The sequence below is a fragment of the Allochromatium warmingii genome (assembly GCF_900107145.1).
Classification (GTDB): domain Bacteria; phylum Pseudomonadota; class Gammaproteobacteria; order Chromatiales; family Chromatiaceae; genus Thermochromatium; species Thermochromatium warmingii.
This window is the reverse complement of the sequence record NZ_FNOW01000030.1, coordinates 1-21,077: the sequence shown is the minus strand read 5'-3', so window position 1 is coordinate 21,077 and position 21,077 is coordinate 1. Positions and strand designations below refer to the sequence as shown.

General features: G+C 58.7%; 18 protein-coding genes and 1 tRNA gene. 12 read left to right on the top strand and 7 right to left on the bottom strand.

The genetic code is table 11. The features are described from left to right. The first annotated feature begins 4 nt into the window (after positions 1 to 4). A complete protein-coding gene (locus BLW10_RS09680) occupies positions 5 to 1,609 on the top strand; it encodes an ATP-binding protein (protein ID WP_091334293.1) in 1,605 nt (534 codons plus the stop codon). Between the two features lie 5 nt (positions 1,610 to 1,614). Then, entirely contained in the window at positions 1,615 to 2,268 is a 654-nt protein-coding gene (locus BLW10_RS09675) for a response regulator (RefSeq protein ID WP_091334291.1), read from the top strand. A gap of 54 nt (positions 2,269 to 2,322) precedes the next feature. On the opposite strand, the gene BLW10_RS09670 is transcribed toward BLW10_RS09675, so the two are convergent. Both BLW10_RS09670 and cysS read right to left on the bottom strand, forming a co-directional pair. Further along, the gene (locus BLW10_RS09670; RefSeq protein WP_091334289.1) at positions 2,323 to 2,709 is read right to left on the bottom strand and encodes a c-type cytochrome domain-containing protein; all 387 of its coding nucleotides are present in this window, start codon (positions 2,707 to 2,709) and stop codon (positions 2,323 to 2,325) included. Positions 2,710 to 2,872: 163 nt separating this feature from the next. Beyond that, positions 2,873 to 4,258, bottom strand: coding sequence for a cysteine--tRNA ligase (gene cysS, locus BLW10_RS09665; protein WP_091334287.1), 1,386 nt, complete (start codon positions 4,256 to 4,258; stop codon positions 2,873 to 2,875). Positions 4,259 to 4,408: 150 nt separating this feature from the next. Here cysS and dxs point away from each other — a divergent pair, with 150 nt between their 5' ends. From dxs to BLW10_RS09635, 6 genes are all read left to right on the top strand, one after another. Further along, entirely contained in the window at positions 4,409 to 6,289 is a 1,881-nt protein-coding gene (gene dxs, locus BLW10_RS09660; protein WP_091334286.1) for a 1-deoxy-D-xylulose-5-phosphate synthase, read from the top strand. Positions 6,290 to 6,386: 97 nt separating this feature from the next. Next, complete coding sequence (gene gloB / locus BLW10_RS09655) at positions 6,387 to 7,163, top strand: hydroxyacylglutathione hydrolase (RefSeq protein WP_091334284.1); 777 nt, start codon at positions 6,387 to 6,389, stop codon at positions 7,161 to 7,163. 287 nt (positions 7,164 to 7,450) lie between these two features. After that, a complete protein-coding gene (locus BLW10_RS09650) occupies positions 7,451 to 7,906 on the top strand; it encodes a tellurite resistance TerB family protein (RefSeq protein WP_091334282.1) in 456 nt (151 codons plus the stop codon). 4 nt (positions 7,907 to 7,910) lie between these two features. Next, complete coding sequence (locus tag BLW10_RS09645; protein ID WP_091334280.1) at positions 7,911 to 8,669, top strand: HAD family hydrolase; 759 nt, start codon at positions 7,911 to 7,913, stop codon at positions 8,667 to 8,669. Positions 8,670 to 8,698: 29 nt separating this feature from the next. Continuing rightward, on the top strand, positions 8,699 to 9,817 hold the full coding sequence (locus tag BLW10_RS09640) for a cysteine protease StiP family protein (RefSeq protein ID WP_218139713.1): 1,119 nt from the start codon (positions 8,699 to 8,701) through the stop codon (positions 9,815 to 9,817). Beyond that, positions 9,810 to 10,682, top strand: coding sequence for an HpcH/HpaI aldolase/citrate lyase family protein (locus BLW10_RS09635; RefSeq protein ID WP_091334278.1), 873 nt, complete (start codon positions 9,810 to 9,812; stop codon positions 10,680 to 10,682). The genes BLW10_RS09640 and BLW10_RS09635 overlap by 8 nt, the downstream gene beginning before the upstream one ends. Here BLW10_RS09635 and BLW10_RS09630 read toward each other — a convergent pair. Both BLW10_RS09630 and BLW10_RS09625 read right to left on the bottom strand, forming a co-directional pair. Continuing rightward, positions 10,679 to 11,398, bottom strand: a complete 720-nt coding sequence (locus BLW10_RS09630; protein WP_091334276.1) for a response regulator — start codon at positions 11,396 to 11,398, stop codon at positions 10,679 to 10,681. The genes BLW10_RS09635 and BLW10_RS09630 overlap by 4 nt on opposite strands. An 87-nt stretch (positions 11,399 to 11,485) precedes the next feature. Further along, positions 11,486 to 11,576 (bottom strand) — tRNA-Ser (locus BLW10_RS09625). A 237-nt stretch (positions 11,577 to 11,813) separates the two neighbouring features. On the opposite strand from BLW10_RS09625, the gene BLW10_RS13995 reads away from it, so the two are divergent. Beyond that, on the top strand, positions 11,814 to 12,914 hold the full coding sequence (locus tag BLW10_RS13995) for a GumC domain-containing protein (RefSeq protein ID WP_177169045.1): 1,101 nt from the start codon (positions 11,814 to 11,816) through the stop codon (positions 12,912 to 12,914). Continuing rightward, positions 12,866 to 13,792 carry a tyrosine-protein kinase family protein gene (locus BLW10_RS09620; RefSeq protein WP_177169044.1) on the top strand — a complete coding sequence of 309 codons (927 nt, stop codon included), beginning with the start codon at positions 12,866 to 12,868 and terminating at the stop codon, positions 13,790 to 13,792. The genes BLW10_RS13995 and BLW10_RS09620 overlap by 49 nt, the downstream gene beginning before the upstream one ends. Here the strand turns inward: BLW10_RS09620 and rlmD are convergent. The 3 genes from rlmD to gyrA form a co-directional block, all read right to left on the bottom strand. After that, positions 13,753 to 15,081 carry a 23S rRNA (uracil(1939)-C(5))-methyltransferase RlmD gene (rlmD, locus tag BLW10_RS09615; RefSeq protein WP_091334273.1) on the bottom strand — a complete coding sequence of 443 codons (1,329 nt, stop codon included), beginning with the start codon at positions 15,079 to 15,081 and terminating at the stop codon, positions 13,753 to 13,755. The two genes, BLW10_RS09620 and rlmD, sit on opposite strands and share 40 nt — an antisense overlap. A 103-nt stretch (positions 15,082 to 15,184) precedes the next feature. Continuing rightward, positions 15,185 to 16,267, bottom strand: coding sequence for a 3-phosphoserine/phosphohydroxythreonine transaminase (gene serC / locus BLW10_RS09610; protein WP_091334272.1), 1,083 nt, complete (start codon positions 16,265 to 16,267; stop codon positions 15,185 to 15,187). 129 nt (positions 16,268 to 16,396) lie between these two features. Then, positions 16,397 to 18,982: a DNA gyrase subunit A gene (gyrA, locus tag BLW10_RS09605; protein ID WP_091334270.1), complete on the bottom strand. Its 2,586-nt coding sequence runs from the start codon at positions 18,980 to 18,982 to the stop codon at positions 16,397 to 16,399. A gap of 274 nt (positions 18,983 to 19,256) precedes the next feature. On the opposite strand from gyrA, the gene BLW10_RS09600 reads away from it, so the two are divergent. Together BLW10_RS09600 and BLW10_RS09595 are read left to right on the top strand one after the other, a co-directional pair. Beyond that, positions 19,257 to 19,997, top strand: a complete 741-nt coding sequence (locus BLW10_RS09600) for an S-methyl-5'-thioinosine phosphorylase (RefSeq protein ID WP_091334268.1) — start codon at positions 19,257 to 19,259, stop codon at positions 19,995 to 19,997. Between the two features lie 99 nt (positions 19,998 to 20,096). After that, positions 20,097 to 20,888, top strand: a complete 792-nt coding sequence (locus BLW10_RS09595) for a hypothetical protein (RefSeq protein WP_091334266.1) — start codon at positions 20,097 to 20,099, stop codon at positions 20,886 to 20,888. The last annotated feature ends 189 nt before the right edge of the window (positions 20,889 to 21,077 follow it).

The window sequence follows — 21,077 nt, the reverse complement described above, 5'->3', positions numbered from 1 at the left end:
TGTGATGACCACCCGTTATAAGCCCGCATTAGCTGCGCGTGTCCGCGAGCTAGGTCGTGCCAGCGGGTTGAGCGGCCCGCTGTGGTGGCTCGCGCTGATGCTCTTCGGCGCGGCGCTGTGGCTGGCTGCTGTGCTGATCTGGCCAGATTGGGTCACAACATCCGTAGCATTGCTGGCGCTCGCTACGCTACTCGCGCTGGCGCTCGGTGCGGCGCTGGTGATTGCGCAACGGCTCCGCGAACGGTTGCTTTATCCATTGGCGCGGCTCGAATATTCGCTGATGCAGGTCTGTCAAGGCGAACCCGGGGCCAGCGATTGTCTGACCGAAACCGGCATCCTGCGTAGCATCGCTCAAGATATCCGCAGTCTCAATGAGGAACTCACCGACCTCTATGACGATATGGATAACCGCGTTGCCCGCCAGACGCGCCGCCTCGCGCAAAAAACCGCCTCGCTCAAAATCCTCTACGATGTCGCCGCCGGCATTCATCAGACTGAAAGCGTCGAAGAATTGCTGTTGCGTTTTTTGCGCGTACTCAAAGAAATGATTAACGCCCGCGCCGCGACCGTGCGCCTCGTGCTGCCCGATGGCGCACGGCGGCTGGTCGGCTCCATCGGGCTGAATGACGATCTGGTGCGCGAATCGGATCTGACGCCGGTCGATCTGTGCTTGTGCGGCAATGTGCTCGCACCGGGCGATATTCTGTGCGACAACAATGCCCGCTATTGCTCGCGTCTCTACGGGCGGCGGATGTTCGCTCGTTCGGAAATCGATGTGGTGACGGTGCCGCTGGAACATCGTGATGAGCTGCTCGGCGTCTATACGCTCTTTATCGACCGCCCGGGCTTGCAGGGCCGTGAAGATATTTTGGAACTGCTGTTTACCGTCGGTCATCATCTCGGCGTGGCCATCGCCAAGCAGCGATCCGATGCCGAAGCGCGGCGGCTGTCAATCATCGAAGAACGCAATGCCCTCGCCCATGAGCTGCATGATTCGCTCGCGCAGACGCTCGCCAGTTTACGTTTTCAGTTTCGGATGCTCGATGACGCGCTGGCTGGCTGCCCGATTCGCACTGAAGCCCGCAATGATTTAGCGCGGATTCGCAATGGACTCGACGAAGCGCACACCGAACTGCGCGAGCTGTTGGCCAGCTTTCGCGCCCCGCTTGACCGCTGCGGGCTGGTACCGGCGCTGGAAAAACTCACCCAACGGCTCAGACGCGAGACCGGAGCGCATGTCCTGTTCCAAAACGACAGTCGCCCATTTGAACTCTCGGCGACCGAAGAATTGCAATTGCTGCGCATCGCCCAAGAAGCATTGGCCAATATTCGCAAACACGCTCAAGCACATACCGTGCGCGTGCTTTTAACCCGCGAGCGCGACGGGCGGCATGTGCTGTTGATCGAAGATGACGGCATCGGCTTTCGGCCACCAGATGCGCAATCGCCGCCCGGCGAGCGAATCGGCTTGGCGATTCTCGAAGAGCGGGCGCGGCGCATTGCGGCTGAATTGCGCATCGAGAGTGAGCCAGGCGAAGGCACGCGGGTCGAAGTCGTGTTCGATGTCAACCGGCGTGCCGTGCGCCCCACCCCCAGCTTGGAACCTTGAAGCCGATGCGTGTGCTGTTAATCGACGATCATGCCCTGTTCCGCTTTGGGCTTCAGGAATTGCTTGAGCGACGCGGCATCGAGGTTGTGGCCGCTGTCGGCGAGTCGAGCGCCGGACTCGAACGTGTGGCCGCAACTGCGCCCGATGTCGTGTTGCTTGATATGCGGATGCCGGGCCTGACCGGACTTGAGCTGTTGCGCCAGTTGCGGGCGGTTTATTCCGCGATGCCGATTGCGATGTTGACTACCAGCGCCGAAGAACGCGATGTGATCGACTCATTGCAAAGCGGAGCGCAGGGTTATTTGCTCAAAGATATGGAACCGGATGCGCTGATTGCCGCGCTCGGCGAGATTGTGCAGGGGCGCACCGTAGTTGCACCGGAGTTGACCGGCGTGCTGGCGCGGGCGGTGCGCGGTGCGGTCAAGCCGCCCGCGTTAGCCACGACAAGCACGGCAGATTCCCTCACCCCGCGTGAGCAAGAGATTCTCTGTCATCTCGCCGAGGGACAGAGTAACAAGACCATCGCACACGAGTTAGGCATCTCTGAAGGAACCGTCAAGCTGCATGTGAAAGCAATTTTGCGCAAGCTGACGGTGCATTCGCGGGTCGAGGCCGCAGTGATCGCCGTTGAGCGAGGATTGTGTAAGCGGGGGGGATGATGCTGGCAACTGCCCCGCCCAACTGGGCGGAGCGGGAGCGCATCCGACAGCGCCTCAGTTGTTCTTCGCGCCCTGATTGATCCACTTTTCAACAATGGTGATATCCGATGCTGGCAGCGGATCCTTGTTGTGTGGCATCCGAATCGAGGGATCGACCTCACCGGCCAGCAGGCGATAGAGACTGCTCGATACCGCATCCCCAGGCACAATCACCGCACCAAATTTGGTGCCCTTCATCAGGCTGTCATAGGACTCGATCAAAAAGCCGCTCTTGGTCGCTCCCTCGCCACCGCTGCGATGACACTCCGTGCAATGTTTGTCCAGCAGCGGCTTGACGTGTTTCGCAAAGCTGACGCCCGCTGCTTGGCTGTTGCCGCTGAGTGCAACCAGCAGCAGCGGCAGACCTAGAATCGCCAAACGGGACAGTTTGTGCTTATTCATTTTATTTATCTCGTTCTGAGGGTGTGGAAAACAACGCGCCGTGCCAGCCGATTCGGGCGCGGCGCAGTCAGCTCAGTCGCGCCCAGCTGCAACCATGATCCAGACTTAAGCAATGGCGCGACCGGATGCCTAGATCAGCGTGCGGAATCAGGCGACGTGTTTTTTAGCTACCGCGTCGCCAAGTCGTGCCCTGTGGCCCGTCTTCCAGCACGATGCCAGCGGCGGTGAGCGCCTCGCGCAGGCGGTCGGCTTCAGGCCAATCTTTGTTCACCCGCGCCAGCCGCCGTTGCTCAATCAGTGCGTCGATCTCGGCATCACTCGGACTATCGCTGGCCGCGCCGCCGCGTAGATAGCTGTCGGGATCGGCTGCTAACAGTCCGAGTAATCCGCCTAGCTCGCGCAGGGTCGCGGCGTGCGCGGCGGCCAGTTCGGGTGACTCCGTGCGTAGGCGATTGATTTCCCGCGCCAGCTCAAACAGCACCGCGAGTGCCACGGGCGTGTTGAAATCATCATCCAGCGCGGCCTGAAAGCGGGCGCTATAGTCATCAGCGATCAGCGGGGCCGCTTCGGGCAGTCCACGCAGCGCCGTATAGAGCCGCGTCAAGGCCGCCCGCGCCTGTTGCAGAGCACTGTCATCATAGTTGAGCGGACTGCGGTAATGACTGGTGAGGATGAAATAGCGCACTTCTTCGGGGCGATAAGACTGCAAGATGTCGCGCACCGTGAAGAAATTGCCGAGTGATTTTGACATCTTCTCTTCGTTGACGCGGACGAAGCCATTGTGCATCCACACGTTGACATAGGGTTCGCCGGTCGCGCCCTCGGATTGGGCGATCTCATTTTCGTGATGCGGAAATTGCAAATCCGCCCCGCCGCCGTGAATGTCGAAATGATTGCCCAGCGCACAGGTGCTCATCGCCGAGCATTCGATATGCCAGCCCGGTCGCCCCGCGCCCCAGGGTGAATCCCACGACGGCTCATCGGGTTTGGCGGCTTTCCAGAGCGCAAAATCGAGCGGATCGCGTTTGGCCTCGCCGATCTCAACCCGCGCTCCGGCCCGCAGATCAGCCGGATCTTTGCCCGAGAGCTTGCCGTACTCAGGAAAGCGACTGACGGCATAGTAAACATCGCCATTGTCAGCGACATAGGCCAAGCCCTTGTCAATCAGGGTTTGTACCATCGCAATAATGGCGTCGAGATGCGCAGTGGCGCAGGGTTCAGCGGTCGGCGGCAGCACGCCGAGCGCGGCAGCATCTTCGCGCATCGCGGCAATAAACCGCGCCGTCAGTGCTTGATATGGCTCGCCGTTTTCATTGGCACGGCGAATAATCTTGTCGTCAATATCGGTGATATTGCGAATATAGGTCACGTCATAGCCGCGAGCACGGAGCGTGCGATACACCACATCAAACACGACCAACACCCGCGCATGACCGAGATGACAATAATCGTAGACCGTCATGCCGCAGACATACATCCGCACACGGCCCGGCTCGATGGATTGAAATGGCGCTTTCTGGCGCGTCAAACTGTTGTAAATCTGGAGCATCGCAGTTGGCTAGGTGCTTGAACAAAAAAAGGCCCGACGCCGGAAGCGTTATGTTAACAAAGATAGGCGCTGGTCGATGTGATCGGTTGGGCACCTCGGCAAGGTTTGCACTAAGATAATCGGCTTGTCACACGATAGCCGCCAAAAACCATGCCACATCGCACCCTGACCGATTCCGGCGTCGGCGCGTCCCGACGTTCGCTGCTGGACTTGATCGACAGCCCGACTGACCTGCGGATGCTGTCCGAAAGTCAACTCCCTGAACTGGCCAGTGAGCTGCGTTCGTTTTTGATCGAATGCGTCTCCAAAACCGGCGGCCATCTTGCAGCCGGACTGGGCGTGGTGGAACTGACGCTTGGACTGCATTACATCTTCGATACGCCGCATGATCGGCTGGTGTGGGATGTCGGCCATCAAGCCTATCCGCACAAAATCCTCACCGGACGGCGCGAACGGATGTGTACCTTGCGCCAAAAAGATGGCATCTCCGGTTTTCCTAAGCGCACGGAGAGCGAATACGACAGCTTTGGCGTCGGGCATTCGAGCACCTCAATCAGCGCCGCGCTCGGCATGGCACTGGCCGCGAAACAAAAAGGCGAGCGGCGCACGGTGATCGCCATTATCGGCGATGGCGCACTCGGCGCAGGCATGGCGTTTGAGGCGCTCAATCATGCCGGATCGATGGATGTCGATTTGGTGGTCATTCTCAATGACAACGAAATGTCAATCTCGCCGCCGGTCGGTGCGATTAGCAACCATCTGGCGCGACTGCTCTCCGGCAAGCTCTACACCACCGTGCGCGAGGGCAGCAAACACGCGCTGGCCGGAATGCCACAGTTGCGCCATTTAGTCGGACGCTGGGAAGAGCACATGAAGGGCATGGTGATGCCCAGCACGTTGTTTGAAGAACTGGGTTTTAACTACATCGGGCCGGTCGATGGGCATGATCTCGACGGGCTGCTGCACACCTTACGCAATATCAAAGGGATGCCTGGGCAACGGCTGCTGCATGTGGTGACCAAAAAAGGGCGCGGGTTTGAGCCAGCCGAAGGCCAACCGGTGACCTATCACGGCGTGACGCCCTTTGATCGCCACACCGGACAGTTGCTGAAATCAAAAGCCGCCGGGCCGACTTACACGCAGATTTTCGGCGGCTGGCTGCATGACACGGCAGCGGCGGATCCGCGTCTGGTCGGCATCACGCCGGCGATGTGCGAAGGCTCAGGCTTGACCGCTTTCGCCAAACGCTTCCCAGAACGCTATTTTGATGTCGGCATTGCTGAACAGCACGCGGTGACGCTGGCCGCTGGGCTGGCGTGCGAGGGACTCAAGCCGGTGGTGGCGATCTATTCGAGCTTTTTGCAACGCGCTTACGATCAACTGATTCACGATGTCGCGTTACAGCATCTCGACGTCACCTTTGCGGTGGATCGCGGCGGATTGGTCGGGCCAGATGGCGCGACCCATGCGGGCAGCTTTGATCTGAGCTTCTGCCGTCCGATTCCGAATCTGATTATTCTGACCCCATCGAATGAGAACGACTGTCGGCGGCTGCTCAAAACCGCGTATGAATATGAAGGGCCAGCGTTGGTGCGCTATCCGCGTGGCACCGGCCCGGGCGTGACGATTGACCCGAATGCTCCGGCACTGCCGCTGGGTCGCGGCGAGATCGTGCGCAAAGGATCGCGGCTGGCGCTGTTGGCATTTGGCCCGCTGGTCAAATCAGCGTTAGAAGTGGCTGAGGTACTCGACGCGACGGTTGCCGATATGCGCTTTGTTAAGCCACTGGATACGGCGCTGATTCTCGATCTGGCAGCGCGGCATGAGATTTTGGTCACGCTGGAAGAAAACGCGGTCGCGGGCGGGGCGGGCAGTGGGGTCGCCGAGTTATTGGCCGAACACGGAATTTTCAAACGCTGTGTGCATCTTGGATTACCGGATTGCTACATTGAGCACGCCGAACACGCCGAACAATTGGCGAGCGTGGGATTAGATACAGCGGGGATTTTGCAGCGGTTGCGGGAAGAATAGCGGCCAGCTTTCAGCTATTAGCTATCAGCCTCCAGCTTTTTTTAGCACGCTGGTCACGAAGCTCCAGCTTCGTGACCTGCTGAATACACATTAGCCTATGCTCAACATTCAGCCGATCTCAGCATTTGAAGATAATTACATCTGGCTGCTGACCGAAGGGGCCAGCAACGCGGTTGTGGTCGATCCTGGTGAAGCCGAACCGGTGCTTGAATATGTACAGGCCGCGCAGTTGACGCTGACCTCGGTGCTCATCACCCATCATCACGGCGATCATATCGGCGGCTTAGAGGAACTGCGCATCGCGTTTCCACAGCTTGAAATCAATGGCCCCAATGATGACCGCATTCGCGCACTGACCCAACGCCGCCATGAGGGTGAGAGGTTTATTCCGGCGGGCTTATCCACGCCGTTCCAGGTGCTCGAAGTGCCTGGGCATACATCCAGTCACATCGCGTATCTCGGCGCGGGCTGTTTGTTCTGCGGCGACACGCTGTTTGCGGGCGGCTGCGGGCGGGTGTTCGATGGTACTTTTGAGCAACTCGCACACGCGCTGGCACGGCTCGCCGCGCTGCCGCCGGAAACGCTGTGTTATTGTGCGCATGAATACACACTGGCTAATCTGGGATTTGCCGCTTGGGTTGAGCCGGAGAGCGCGGCGCTGGCCAAGCGGTTACGTCACACCCAACAGCAGCGGGCCGCTGGTCTGCCGACCGTCCCGACATCATTAGCACTGGAATGCGCGACCAATCCGTTTTTGCGCACCCAGGAACCGAGCGTCATTGCAGCGGCTGAACGTCAAGTCGGGCATTCGCTGACAACTCCGGCGGCAGTTTTTACCGCGCTCCGGCGCTGGAAAGATGCGCACTATGATTGAGATGACGTGTTAAAAACGGTAGCGCCCTGATTCGTAGGATCAATTGAGCCAGTGGATGGCTATCTAGCTAAATTGAACGCATCTTAAATCCTTTAGATTGGGGCACTACCCCCACACGCAGTTTCAGTAAGATTACGTTTATCGCTTGCATCCTGGACACCCCCGCCAGTTAATCCCGCCTAATTTGCGTTAAAATCCATACTCCTGTTGGCGGCGCGAGCACGCAGCCGCGCCCCCATCCCAATCCGAACTGTTCCTCAACCCACCATCCATTAGGTAATCTTCACATGGCCTTTCAAGACTTTTTGAACAACCTCAAGCAGAAAGCCTCGGAACTCAAGACCGAAGCAATGAAGTTCAAAAACAAGGACTTCCTCAACGCCGCCGTCAGCGGTTCGGTGCTGATCTCGATGGCTGACGGCCTCGTCTCCTCGGACGAAAAGCAAAAAATGATGCGTTTTATCGAAAATTACGAGGCGCTCTCGGTGTTTTCGAGTCACGAGATCATCGAATCATTCCAAAACATCATGTCACAGATCGAATTCGACAAAGATCTCGGCGAAGCCAAAGCCTATGACGCGATTCGCAAGATGAAGGGCAAGGATGACGCCGCCCGCCTCATCATGCGCCTGATTATCGCCATCGCTGGCGCAGACGGTAAATTCGACGACAGCGAGAAGCGCGTCGCCCGCAAGATTGCGATGGAACTGGCGCTCAATCCGGCTGACTTCGAGCTGGTTTAAGCCGGTGCGCCGACTGATCTTCCTCGATCTGGATGACACCCTGTTCCAGACGCGCCCCAAATGCCCCAGCGCGACCGCCTTGCATCCAGCGGCTTATTTGGCCGATGGGCAGGCGCATTCGTTTATGACGTCGCGCCAGCGGGCGCTGTGGCAGTGGTTGGAAGATCAGTCCACGCTCATCCCCACCACAGCGCGGGATCATGCTGCCCTGCGTCGGGTCGATCTGCCATTCACAAGCTGGCGCATCATCGACTATGGTGGCGTCATCCTCACCCCAGACGGCACACCGGATGCGGACTGGCTGGCACAGATGGCCGCCCAGTCCCAGACTTCACAGGCTACGCTCAACGCTTTATTAGCGGACGTGCTGGCGTTTAGCGCCCGCGCTGGACTGGCGATTCGTGCGCGGCTGATTGAAGATTTCGCCATTCCGTTTTATCTGGTCGCCAAATATCACGCCGACCGCGCCGCCGATCTCGACCGCTTGCAACACGAACTGGCCGCGCCCTGGGTTGCTGACCACGCCGCTGACTATCGCCTGCATCGCAACGGCAATAATCTCGCCATTCTTCCGCGCTGGCTGGGCAAAGAACAGGCCGTGCGCTATTTGATGCAACGGCTCACAAGCGACTGGGGCGAACTGCTGACCATCGGCATTGGCGATAGCCTGATTGATGCCGCTTTTATGGCTGAATGTGATTATTCAATCACGCCGCGTGATTCACAATTATTCGCGGCCACTGTGTCGCGCATTGCATTGTGAGCTGGCACACGATGCGCGGATTTCCGTCTATGTCCATGTCATTTGACAACGCGCCCTTTTCGGGCAGTTATCGCGCCGATGAGGTGCAATTTCTGCTCAAACCGATTGACATCGACCCCATTGATGTCACGGCTAAAGAACGCCTCATTCAGAGCGGTCAACGCCATTACAGCGAGTTGCTCAGTCGCGAATCCCTGCCCTCAGTGCGTTATCTGTCCGTGTTTCAGCAGGCATTGCATCTGGGGCTGCAACCGATGGCGCGGGGCGTGCTCGATCTGGCGGCGATCATCGCGGCCCGCCGCCCGGCTGACATCACGCTGGTGTCACTGATGCGGGCTGGAACGCCGGTCGGGGTGGCACTGCGGCATGTGCTACGCGAAGTGTTTGGACGCACAGTGGTGCATTATTCGCTCTCGATCATCCGCGACCGAGGCATCGACCGCACCGCGCTGCGTTTTATTCTCGATGCTGCCGGACAGGATCCGGCTGGGCTGGTGTTCGTCGATGGCTGGACAGGCAAGGGCGTGATCGCACACGAACTACGCAATTCGCTGACTGCCTTCGAGCGCGATCAGGGCATCCATCTTGATCCGACGCTCTATACCCTGACCGATTTAGCTGGGGTTGGCTGTGCGCCGACGGATGACGATTATTTGATTCCATCGAGCATCTTAAATGCCACAGTTTCGGGCTTGGTCAGTCGCTCGATTCTCAACGAACAGATCGGGCGGCAGGATTTTCACGGCTGCGTGAATTATCAGAGCGATCCGGCCTTTGCCGCTGCCGATTGCTCGGTGTGGTTTATTGACACCGTGCTGGCGGCTGTGCGGGCACAACTCGCCGCTGGTTACACGCCCAATGCCCAGCCGGTCGATCCGACCCGCGCCCGCGCCCGCTCGACGGCGCTGTTAGCCGCGATCCGCGCCCGCTTCGGCATTCACAATGCTCATTTCATCAAACCTGGCATCGGTGAGGCCACGCGCGTGCTGTTGCGTCGCGTGCCCGAGCGCGTCATCATCCGCGACCCAGCGGCAGCGGAAGTTGCGCATTTGCTGGAACTGGCACACGAAAAAGCGGTGCTGTGTCAGGTTGATCCCACCGCGCCCTATCAGGCCATTTCGCTTATCAAAGGGGTGCTCGATGCTTGACGCCTATCGTCTCGGCGGATCGCTCTACGCGCCCGTGACGCATCGGGACGTGTTGCAGATTGCGAACGGGGTCAAATGGCCGGAACTGCGCTCGGTGATTTTTTGCACGGAAGATGCGGTTGCGCCGACGGCGCTGGAATCGGGCTTGGCCAATCTGCGCGAATGTCTGCTCCAGATGGAACCGCGCCCGTCACTGCTCCGCTTTGTGCGCGTGCGCAATCCGGAGATTCTCGACTGGCTGCTGACGCTGCCCGGAATTGACCGGCTCGACGGCTTTGTGCTGCCGAAATTCGACCTCAGCAATGCGGATCGGTATTTAGCGCAGCGTCCGGCGTCCGCCCATCGCTACATGCCGACGCTCGAAACGCGGGATGTGTTCGAGCCACAGCGCATGATCGCCCTGCGTGAGCATCTGCTAGAACGCGGATATCACGAACGCATTTTGGCACTGCGCATCGGCGGTAACGATCTGCTGGCGCTGCTCGGCATCCGGCGTCCGCGTGATCGCACCATCTATCACACGCCGCTAGGTCAGACCATCGCGCAACTGGTGACCTGTTTTAAGCCCTACGGCTTTCAGCTCACCGCGCCAGTGTTTGAGCACATTGACCATCCTGAAGTCTTACGCGACGAACTGGGCGACGACATCGCGCACGGACTGTGCGGCAAGACGGCGATTCACCCTAGTCAACTGCCGCTGATTGAAGCCAGCTTTCGCGTCGCCCCGACCGATCTGGAAGCCGCGCAACGCATTCTCGATGAATCAACGCAGGCGGTCTTTAAATTCGGCGGCTCGATGTGCGAACTGGCCACCCACAGCACCTGGGCGCGGCATATCCTCGACCGCACGGCGTTCGATTCCTAAGCGGCTGGCGGCTGATCGCTGGCCGCTGGAAGCAGATCTTCGTAACGATAGCCGACGCCATACACCGAATGAATTAGCTCGTGATCGGGTACCACATCGGCAAGCTTGCGGCGGAGTTTTTTGACATGACTGTCGATGGTGCGATCTGACACAATGCGATGATCGCGATAGATGCGATCCATCAGCCGATCCCGCGAAAAGATCCGCCCTGGGGCACTGTAGAGCGTTTCGAGCAGCGCAAATTCGACCGCCGTCAATTCGATCTCACCGTCACCGGCACGCACCCGCAATTCATCGCGGAGCAAGGTCAGCGGCCCCGATTCCAGCGGCGGTTCAACGGCCAGCGTGCGCCGCAGGACAGCTTTAACCCGCGCCACCAGCTCACGCGGACTGTAGGGTTTACACATATAATCATCCGCGCCGAGTTCCAGTCCGAGCAGGCGGTCGATTTCCTCAACCCGTGCGGTGGTAATGATGATCGGCACGGCGCTTTCGGTGCGGATGTCGCGGCAGATGTCCAGCCCGTCTTTGCCGGGGAGCATCAGATCGAGCAGGATCAAATCCGGGCGCTCGCGCCGCACCCACTCGACTACGCCGCTGCCCTCAGCGAGATGCTGCACCCGATACCCGGCGGCACGTAGATAATCGGCGACCAGCCGCGCCAGCCGTTCTTCGTCCTCGACGATGAGTAGATGTGGGGTTTCGGGGGTGGTCATGGGTGTGCGCCGCCCGACAGACAGCAATCTGTCGGAAATGTTGAATTCAGGCGTAGCGGGGGACTTGCTTTTAACAGCTTGATTGAATGGCGGAGAGAGAGGGATTCGAACCCTCGATAGGGGTTTAGCCTATACACACTTTCCAGGCGTGCTCCTTAAACCACTCGGACACCTCTCCGAAACCGGCAGCAATCGAAGCGCATCTAGCCAAGTGTGCGGGACACGATGGCTCGTCTTCAGCGTTCGATAAGCGGTAAACTATACATCAAGCCCGCGCACCGCGCAATCGGGCATGCGCGTTGAGCCGTGCGGGAGACCGCCACTGGTGCGCTCAATCCAACTCTATCGGGCCGCGTCGAGCGTAAGATTTGTGGAAAAACAGCGCGTCATATCAAGTAAAGACCGCCGGTCGTTCATGCGTCGCCGCTGGCCGATCATGGTGCCAGTCGCGCTCGTCTGGGCGCTCTGGGCGCTGTTCAACCCATTGATTCCGCCCCTGTATCGCTCGACTGCGACCCTGCGAATCGAGCCGCTGATGCTGCCATCAGAACTGGCGACCTCGCCGACGCAGATGCGCCAGCATGTCGAACACCGTCTGCGGCTGATCAGTCAGCGCGTGCTGTCGCCTAGCCAATTAGCCGCCGTGATCGAACAGCAGGCGCTTTATCCTAATTTGCGCCAGCGTGCGAATTTGGAGGCGGCTCAGGCGCAGTTGCGCCAGCAGCTCGCTGTGCAGGTGACAGACATCGCGCTGCGTCCGACGCTAGCCGGCGAGCCGCGCCAAGTCACCGTCACCTATACGCTGTCGTTCCGCGATCCCGCGGCGCATGTTGCCCAGAGTGTGACGCAGGAATTGGCGGCGCTGTTTCTGCGCGAAAATGAAACTGCCTCGCGTTCTAACCACAGTCCACCGCCGCCATTGCATGCCGCGACCGAACAATTAGCCGCCGAAATCACCGCGCTGCAAGCCCAGCTATCAGCCGTGGAGCAACAGCCGAGCGATGCGCAAGCGGTTGCGGCAGTGACAGCGGCTTATCAACAGACCGTCGCCAAGTATCGGGCGCTGCGTGAGCGCAGTTTGTATGCTGAACAAGCGCAGTCGCTGGCCCGTGAGCAGCAGGGCGCACGGTTCACGCTGCTCCAATCGCCACCGGCTCCGACTCAACCGGACGCGGTGCAGCGTTTCGCCTGGCTTGGGGTTGGGGTGCTATTGGCGGTGGCGGCTAGTCTGCTGCCGTTGACGTGGTTGGAACGATGCGGCGGCGGTCTGCGCGGGGTGCGAGCGTTGCACGCTGCGGCCCCGATTCCGCTATTGGGTGTGATTCCGTATATCGAGACTGCGGCGGCACGTCAGGCGCGGATCAAGCGCACGCTGGTGCGGGGGATGCTCGCCGTGATGTTAACGCTGGCGGCGCTGAGTATTTTTCAACAGTTGGTCATGCCGCTGGAAATATTCGGGGCGCGGCTGTGGCAGGCGCTACCGAGCGCGATTTCCAAGCAGATGGAGCGGAATTGACGATGGAACGCTTGCGTAAAGCGATGGAGCGGGCGCGGGCCGAGCGGCAGTTGCATCAGGTGCAGCACGTACAACCGATGCAGCCGGCATCGCCACGTCCGATTACGGTTACGACTGCATCGGACTATCCAGCGTCCGCACCAGAACCGCCGCTGGCTGGGCTGCCGAATCCAGCGCACGGGTCGATGCTGTTGCTGGATGATCCGTTGGGATTGGCCAGCGTGTACAGCGGCGTTGGCGAAGCCTATGAACAGCTCGGTGCGCAGTTGGTGCCGCTGTTGCACGCGACTGCCCTGCGTACACTGGCGATCACCAGCCTCAATGCCGGTGCGGGCAAGACAACGACGGCGCTCAATTTGGCGATCAATTTGGCGCGGGACAGACAGCAAGCGGTGTGCTTAGTCGATGCTGATTTGCCGCAGCGTACACTCGGGCAGTATTTTGCGCCCAGTGATGCGCCGGGCTTGAGCGAATGCGTGCTCGGGCAACGCGCATTGGCCCCATTGATCCTGCCGTCAGGTCTGGAGCGCCTGACGATTGTGCCCGGCGGTCAGGCATTTGCAGACACGGCTGACCTGTTCGCCGCGCCCGGATTAGCGGCGGCGCTGGCAGCACTGACTGCACACGCGCTCGGCGGGTTCATCCTGTTCGATCTGCCGCCGCTGGGTACAGATGCGGCGCTGACTTGGCTGCCGCATCTGGATGCCGTGTTGCTGGTGGTGGAAGCTGGACAGGTGAGTCGCGCTGAATTGCGGTATGCCCATGAATTGCTCGGCACGCAATGTTTGGGCATGGTGCTGAACAAGGCGACCATGCGTACCGCGACGCGCTATGCCGATCAGCGCACCCGCTCAAACAGCGCCATCGACTCAACATGACTGGTGTGCGGGAACATATCCATCACCCCCGCCGCCCGCAGACGATAGCCGAGAGTGTGAACCAGCCGTTCGGCATCCCGCGCGAGGGTGGTCGGATAGCAGGACACATAGACCAATCGCTCGACGCCCAGACGTGGCAGCCAGTCGAGCACCTCCCAAGCACCACTGCGCGGCGGATCGAGTAGCGCGTGGGTAAACGGCTGGCGCGTCCAGAGTGCGGCGTCGCTCAATTCAGCTTGTAAATCAGCGAGATAAAACTGCACGTTGCTCAAGCCATTGCGTTCGGCATTGCGCCGCGCCCGCTCGACCAGTCCGGCATCGCCTTCGACGCCAACCACCGTCGCCGCTCGCCGCGCCAGCGGTAGGGTGAAATTGCCTAATCCGCAGAATAAATCCAGTACCGTCGCCTCGGGTGATGGATCGAGCAGCGTGAGCGCCTGATCGATCATCCGCCGGTTGAGTTCCAGATTCACCTGCGTGAAATCACTGGGCAAAAAGCCGATCTCAACGCCGTGATTAGGCAGGCTGTAATGCAGATCGACGGCTTGACCGGGCAGCGGGCGAATGCTGTCGATACCGCCCTCTTGTAAATAGAGGTGGAAACCTTCGCGCTCACCGAGTGCCAGCAGGTGCGCGATGTCCTCGGCTGTCGGCGGCTGCATGACGCGCAACACCAAGACACAGGGGCCATCGCCCATCGCCAGTTCAATCTGCGGCACCTGATCGCGGATACTCAGCCGGTCGATGGTCGCGGCCAGCACGTCGAGCCGCTCGCCGACCTGCGGATGCAGCACCGGACAGTGATGCAGATCGGCTAAAAAACTGTTGCGCCGCTCACGAAAGCCAACCAGCGTGCGGCCTTTTTTGACAACATGGCGCACACCGAGCCGCGCTTTGCGGCGATAGCCCCAGGGTTCGGCGGTAAGTGGAGCGAGCCAGCGTTCAGGCGTGACCTTGCCAAGATGCTCCAACACATCGCGCAAACTCTCATGCTTGATGCGAATTTGCGCTTCGGGATGCAGATGTTGGAGCGCACAGCCGCCGCACACGCCAAAATGCGCACAGTGCGGGGCGATGCGGTCGGGTGAGGCGGTGAGCACGGCTTCGACCTCGGCTTCGTCGAAGCGGCGTTGCACGCGGGTATAGCGCAGACGCACGCGCTCGCCGGGCAATGCGCCATCGACGAACACGGTTTTGCCGTCAATGCGCGTGAGGCCGCGCCCTTCATGGGTCAGGCTGAGAATATCGGCCTCGATGGGCGCGGGAAGCGGTTTGGATTTTCTCGACACGGGGCGGCTGGAATCGTTAGGCAGTGGGGCGGTTAGTAATCAAAAAAAAGCGGGACGCGCACACGGTTCGACGCTAATCAAGGAACCGCGTGCGCTCGCCGAATTAACCGTTGCGGCGCTCAAAGTCCTGCATAAAGGCCACAAGCGCATCCACACCAGCTTCGGGCATGGCGTTATAAATGCTTGCCCGCATTCCGCCGACTGAGCGATGCCCCTTGAGCGTGGTTAATCCGGCGGCCTTCGCTTCTTTTAAAAACAGCTCATCGAGTTCAGCATTCGCCAGCGTAAACGGCACATTCATCCACGAACGATCCGATAGCGCGACTGGATTGCTATAAAAGCTAGACGCATCAATGATGTCATACAGCTTTTGCGCTTTCCGAGCATTGATTTCAGCCATCGCCGCCAGACCGCCCATATTTTTAAGCCATTTAAATACCAGCCCGGCTAAATACCACGCATAGGTCGGCGGAGTGTTATACATCGACTCATTATCGGCGTGGATTTTATAATCCAGCATAGTCGGTGTGCCCGGAATCGGCTGACCGATTAAATCCTCGCGCACAATCACAATCGTCAGACCAGCCGGCCCGATATTTTTCTGCGCACCGGCATAAATCAATCCGAATTTTGCGACATCAATCGGACGCGACAGAATGGTCGAGGACATATCGGCAACCAGCGGTCTGTCACCGATTTCGGGGACATAGGGAAATTCAACGCCCTCGATGGTTTCATTCGGCGTGTAATGGACATAGGCCGCATCGGCACTGAGATTTAATTCAGCTTGAGCGGGAGCGCACGTGAATTTACTTGCCTCGGTCGTGGCAGCAACATGCACCTTGCCATAATGACGCGCCTCAGCAATGGCTTTTTTCGACCATGAGCCGGTATTAAGATAGTCGGCACTCTCAGCACCGCGCAATAGATTCATCGGAATCATTGCAAATTGTAGCGATGCACCGCCCTGTAAAAACAGGACTTTATAATTGGCTGGAATCGCCAATAATTCGCGCACATCGGCCTCAGCTTCGGCGGCAATCGCCATAAATTCCTTACCGCGATGGCTCATTTCGGCCACGCACATACCACTGCCGCGCCAATCAAGCATCTCGTCGCGGGCCTGATTCAGCACTGCTTCCGGCAGCATGGCGGGGCCAGCACTGAAGTTATAGACACGAGCCATTCTGATACCTCTAATTGTTTGGATACAGTTTTAAACCGCAAAGGCGCAAAGAACGCAAAGGGATTTAAAGTTTTTTAATTATTTAAAATCTTCGTGTTCTTTGCGCCTTTGCGGTTCACATTTCGCAGTTTATGCTTCCGAATCGGCGGCGGTGTCGTCGCTATCGTGTTCTTTATCACCCTCTAAAGCGGCGATGCGCTCGACAAAGACCAATCGCTGACCTTCGCCGAGGTTAATCAATTTAACGCCTTTGGTATTGCGTCCGACAACCGGAATTTGATCAACTGTGGTGCGAATCAAGGTTCCGTCATCGGCAATTAACATAATTTCATCGCCCGGATGCACTAAAATCGCCCCAACCTGTGCGCCATTGCGCTCGGCGGTATCAATGGCAATCACGCCCTGAGTGCCGCGCCCTTTGGTCGGGAATTGATTAACATCAGTGCGCTTGCCATAACCATTTTCTGTGACACTGAGCACGGTGCCACCCTCTTCCGGTGCCACCAGCGCAATCACCTGCTGACCGGCTTGCAGCATGACGCCGCGCACACCATGCGCACCGCGCCCCATTGAACGCACCTGACTTTCCGAAAACCGCACCGCTTTACCCGCCGAAGTAAAGAGCATTAAATCTTGCTCGCCTCGGGTAATTGCCGCGCCGACTAATAATTCATCTTCGCGCAAGTCAATCGCAATAATGCCGCGTGTCAGTGGGCGCGAGAAATCGGTCAGCGGGGTTTTTTTCACCGTGCCGGCACTGGTGGCCATGAATACAAATGAACCATCTTCATAATCACGTACCGGCAACAGCGTGGTAATACGCTCACCAGCTTCCAGCGGAAGCAAATTCACCATCGGGCGGCCGCGTGCGCCACGTCCAGCTTGTGGTAATTCATACACTTTGAGCCAATAAACCCGTCCACGACTGGAAAAACACAGCACGGTGTCATGGGTGTTGGCGACAAAGATGCGATCAATGAAATCTTCTTCTTTAATCGCCGTCGCACTCTTACCCTTGCCGCCGCGTTTTTGGGCCTGATAATCGCTGATCGGCTGGGTTTTGACATAGCCCTGATGCGAGAGCGTGACGACCATTTCTTCAGGTGCAATTAAATCTTCTAGGGTCAAATCCGTTTGATCGACCTGAATTTCGGTGCGCCGTGCATCGCCAAACTGATCGCGCACGGCAATTAATTCCTCACGAATGACCGCCATCAGCCGTTCGGGGTCAGAGAGAATGAGCAGCAGTGCGACAATAGTTTCTAAAATCTCTTCAAATTCTTTGAGAATTTTGTCCTGTTCGAGTCCAGTGAGCCGGTGCAGTTGCAGATCGAGAATGGCTTTCGCTTGCCGCTCGCTGAGTCGATAGCCAGCATCGCTGAGACCAAAATAGGCGTCGAGGGCTTCGGGGCGGGTGTGATCGGCTCCAGCTCGCGCCAGCATCGCGGTGACGCTGCCCGGCGGCCAGTGACGCTCCATCAGCCGTTCCCGCGCCTCGGCGGGATTTGATGCGGCTTTGATGGTCGCAATCACCGCGTCAATATTGGCCAGCGCAATCGCGTAGCCTTCCAACACATGCGCTCGATCACGCGCTTTGCGCAGTTCGTAGAGCGTGCGGCGCGTGACCACATCGCGGCGATGACGCAAGAAATATTCGAGAATTTGCTTGAGATTGAGCGTCAGCGGCTGGCCATCGACCAGCGCGACCATGTTGATCCCGAACACTTGCTGGAGCTGGGTGTGCTGATACAGATTGTTGAGTAGCACTTCAGAATGGGCATCGCGCTTAAGTTCGATGACGATGCGTAGACCGTCTTTGTCGGATTCGTCGCGCAGACCGTCTTGCGCGATGCCGTCGATTTTCTTGTCTTTGACTAACTCGGCGATGCGTTCGAGCAGCCGCGCTTTGTTGACCTGATAGGGAATTTCAGTAATCACAATGGCTTCGCGTCCACTGCGCTTCTGGGTTTCGGTGGTGGCACGGGCACGCATCACGCAGCGTCCGCGTCCGGTGCGATAGGCTTCGCGGATGCCGCGTACCCCATTGATGAGCGCAGCAGTCGGAAAGTCCGGCCCGGGGACGATCTCCATCAGGTCGTCAATGCTCACCAACGGGTTGTCGATAATGGCGAGACAGGCGTCGATGATTTCGCGCAGATTGTGCGGCGGGATGTTGGTCGCCATGCCAACGGCGATGCCCGAAGAGCCGTTGACGAGCAGATTGGGAAAACGCGCTGGCAGAACCGTCGGTTCGTGCTCGGTATTGTCGTAGTTTGGCGTGAAATCGACGGTTTCTTTGTCCAGATCGTCGAGTAGCGTATCGGCGATGCGCGTCATCCGCACTTCTGTGTAACGCATGGCCGCTGGTGGGTCGCCATCGACTGAACCAAAATTTCCCTGCCCATCCACCAGCAAATTACGCAATGAAAACGGCTGGGCCATGCGCACCATCGTGTCGTAGATCGCCGCGTCGCCATGCGGGTGATATTTACCCATGACATCACCGACCACACGTGCCGATTTGCGATAGGCACGATTCCAGACGTTACCCTGTTCGTGCATCGAGAACAGCACCCGCCGATGGACTGGCTTCAACCCATCGCGGACATCAGGCAGGGCGCGTCCGACGATCACGCTCATCGCGTAATCAAGATAAGACTGGCGCATCTCGTCTTCGAGATTGATAGGCAGGACTTCTTTGGCGAAATCTGGCATGGGCGTGATAAACCGACTTTAGAGGTGCGCGGCAGGAAGCGGGCGCGTGACCGCGCAGGCGTGATGTTTTAGCCGACCAATTCTACCACGACCACGGGGACAGGCCGCGTTTCTGGGCCAATGCTGGAAGGGAGGTGCGACCAGAACTGATGCGTACCCTGTGTGTCAGATGGACTGTTGGCCGCTGAAAACGCTGAAAAACGCAGAAAGCTGGTAACTGGAAGCTAACCGCACTCTCCGGTAGACTTCAGAACTTTAAGAACATGGTGTGCGCATGGGTCTTCTTGCAATCATCGGCGGCTCGGGATTCACCAGCCTGCCTGCTTTAACACAAATCGAATCTAAGCCGATTGATACGCCCTATGGCGCAACCTCGGCATCCGTGACACGCGGACGACTCGCCGACCGCGAGGTGCTCTTTTTGCCGCGTCATGGGCCGTCGCATCATCTGCCGCCACATCGCGTCAATTATCGCGCCAATCTCTGGGCATTGCGGGCGGCGGGAGCGGATCGCGTCATCGGGCTGGCCGCCGTCGGTGGTATTACATCCGAGTTCGGCCCCTGTGTGCTGGCGGTGCCGGATCAGGTCATCGACTACACGCACGGGCGCGAGCACACCATTCACGATGGTATTACCGGCGGTGTTGATCATATTGACTTCACCGAACCCTATTGCGCCGCCTTGCGTCAGGCACTGTTGGCCGCCTGTGCGCAGGTCGGTGAGACGGTGGTGCCGCGTGGTACCTATGCGGCAACGCAAGGGCCACGTCTGGAATCCGCCGCTGAGATTCAACGCCATGAACGTGATGGTTGCGATATCGTCGGCATGACTGGAATGCCTGAGGCGAGTCTGGCGCGTGAACTCGACCTCTGTTATGCCAGTTTCGCGTTTGTCGTGAATTGGGCCGCCGGCAAGAGTGGCAGCGTCATTACCATGAAGGAGATCGAGGAAAATCTCGCCCGATGTGTCACGCGGGTGTTAGCGGTCTTGGAGGCCGTGGCGGTCGCGGACTAAAAAAACGCCGGTTGAGATCGGTTCGATGCAAGTTCCACCCTTTAGACTGAAATCCCCTTTAATCGCCTTGTATTCGCCTCGCGGCGGGAGTGACACACCATGTCTAGTTCCGAAGAAAAAGCCCCAGCGCGTTCCAATAGTTTGAGCTGGTTTCCCAAGCTCGTCCTTTGGGCAGCGGTCATCGGCTTTGGCTATGTTTATCTGAGTTCTGTCGATCAAGAGAGCGGCCAGACCTCGGCCACCTCGGTGCTCAACTCGCTTGCCAAGCTCAGTCCAGTACCGATTCCCGGGTTATCGGATCAAACCGACACCACACCGGCTGAGACCGCACCGGCACCAGCCGCGACCACGCAACCGCCGGCTGCCAAGCCAGTCGCGACGTCGATGCCATACCAGACCCCACAGCAGCCGCCTGCGAGCTATGCAGCCGCTGCACTCAAGGCTCCGACTGAACCGGCGCAGACTACCGCTCCGGCTCCGGTCGCACCACCGCCCGCTGCACCGCAGATGACGCAACCGCTGCAACCAGCTCCAGCGGCACCCGCGCCGCAGATGGCTCTGCCGCAGTATCCGCAGCCATTGGCTCCACAAGCAACACAGATGCCCGCTCCGGTTCAGGCTCCCGCGTCGGCGCAAACCGATCCGGCACCGGCTTCGGTCAGCGATTGGGCCGCCAAGCGTGAACAGCAACGCGCTGAGATGATGGTGCAACACGAAGCCATGCGCCGCGAAGCTGAAGAGCGGATGCGTCAATACTGGGGTCAGATGCGTGAGGCGATGCCCATGCCGACCACGCCCTATGGTCATCCGGGCTATGCGCCGGTGCCCGGATATATGCCTGGCTATGCGCCCGGCTATGGCCCAGGCGTTTACGCGCCACCCGCTCGCTGAGTACCTAATGCGCATCGGGTGCTCGTGTTGAGCGCCCGATGTGGCGTGCAAGATGCTTTGTTTGATCGCAGAGCTTCAGATTTGTGAGCGTAAATTATAGTTAATTGCTTAAGTCTCTATAAGAATCCAGGGAATAAATTGCTCAATCCAAGATTGAGCAAAACTTAATTTATAGCTAAGATTTCGCCA

Excerpts from the sequence above, each read along its gene's own strand:
- BLW10_RS09680 (WP_091334293.1), top strand. The coding sequence starts at position 5 with ATGACCACCCGTTATAAGCCCGCATTAGCTGCGCGTGTCCGCGAGCTA.
- BLW10_RS09675 (WP_091334291.1), top strand. The coding sequence starts at position 1,615 with ATGCGTGTGCTGTTAATCGACGATCATGCCCTGTTCCGCTTTGGGCTT.
- BLW10_RS09670 (WP_091334289.1), bottom strand. The coding sequence starts at position 2,709 with ATGAATAAGCACAAACTGTCCCGTTTGGCGATTCTAGGTCTGCCGCTG.
- cysS (WP_091334287.1), bottom strand. The coding sequence starts at position 4,258 with ATGCTCCAGATTTACAACAGTTTGACGCGCCAGAAAGCGCCATTTCAA.
- dxs (WP_091334286.1), top strand. The coding sequence starts at position 4,409 with ATGCCACATCGCACCCTGACCGATTCCGGCGTCGGCGCGTCCCGACGT.
- gloB (WP_091334284.1), top strand. The coding sequence starts at position 6,387 with ATGCTCAACATTCAGCCGATCTCAGCATTTGAAGATAATTACATCTGG.
- BLW10_RS09650 (WP_091334282.1), top strand. The coding sequence starts at position 7,451 with ATGGCCTTTCAAGACTTTTTGAACAACCTCAAGCAGAAAGCCTCGGAA.
- BLW10_RS09640 (WP_218139713.1), top strand. The coding sequence starts at position 8,699 with ATGTCCATGTCATTTGACAACGCGCCCTTTTCGGGCAGTTATCGCGCC.
- BLW10_RS09635 (WP_091334278.1), top strand. The coding sequence starts at position 9,810 with ATGCTTGACGCCTATCGTCTCGGCGGATCGCTCTACGCGCCCGTGACG.
- BLW10_RS09630 (WP_091334276.1), bottom strand. The coding sequence starts at position 11,398 with ATGACCACCCCCGAAACCCCACATCTACTCATCGTCGAGGACGAAGAA.
- BLW10_RS13995 (WP_177169045.1), top strand. The coding sequence starts at position 11,814 with ATGCGTCGCCGCTGGCCGATCATGGTGCCAGTCGCGCTCGTCTGGGCG.
- serC (WP_091334272.1), bottom strand. The coding sequence starts at position 16,267 with ATGGCTCGTGTCTATAACTTCAGTGCTGGCCCCGCCATGCTGCCGGAA.
- gyrA (WP_091334270.1), bottom strand. The coding sequence starts at position 18,982 with ATGCCAGATTTCGCCAAAGAAGTCCTGCCTATCAATCTCGAAGACGAG.
- BLW10_RS09600 (WP_091334268.1), top strand. The coding sequence starts at position 19,257 with ATGGGTCTTCTTGCAATCATCGGCGGCTCGGGATTCACCAGCCTGCCT.
- BLW10_RS09595 (WP_091334266.1), top strand. The coding sequence starts at position 20,097 with ATGTCTAGTTCCGAAGAAAAAGCCCCAGCGCGTTCCAATAGTTTGAGC.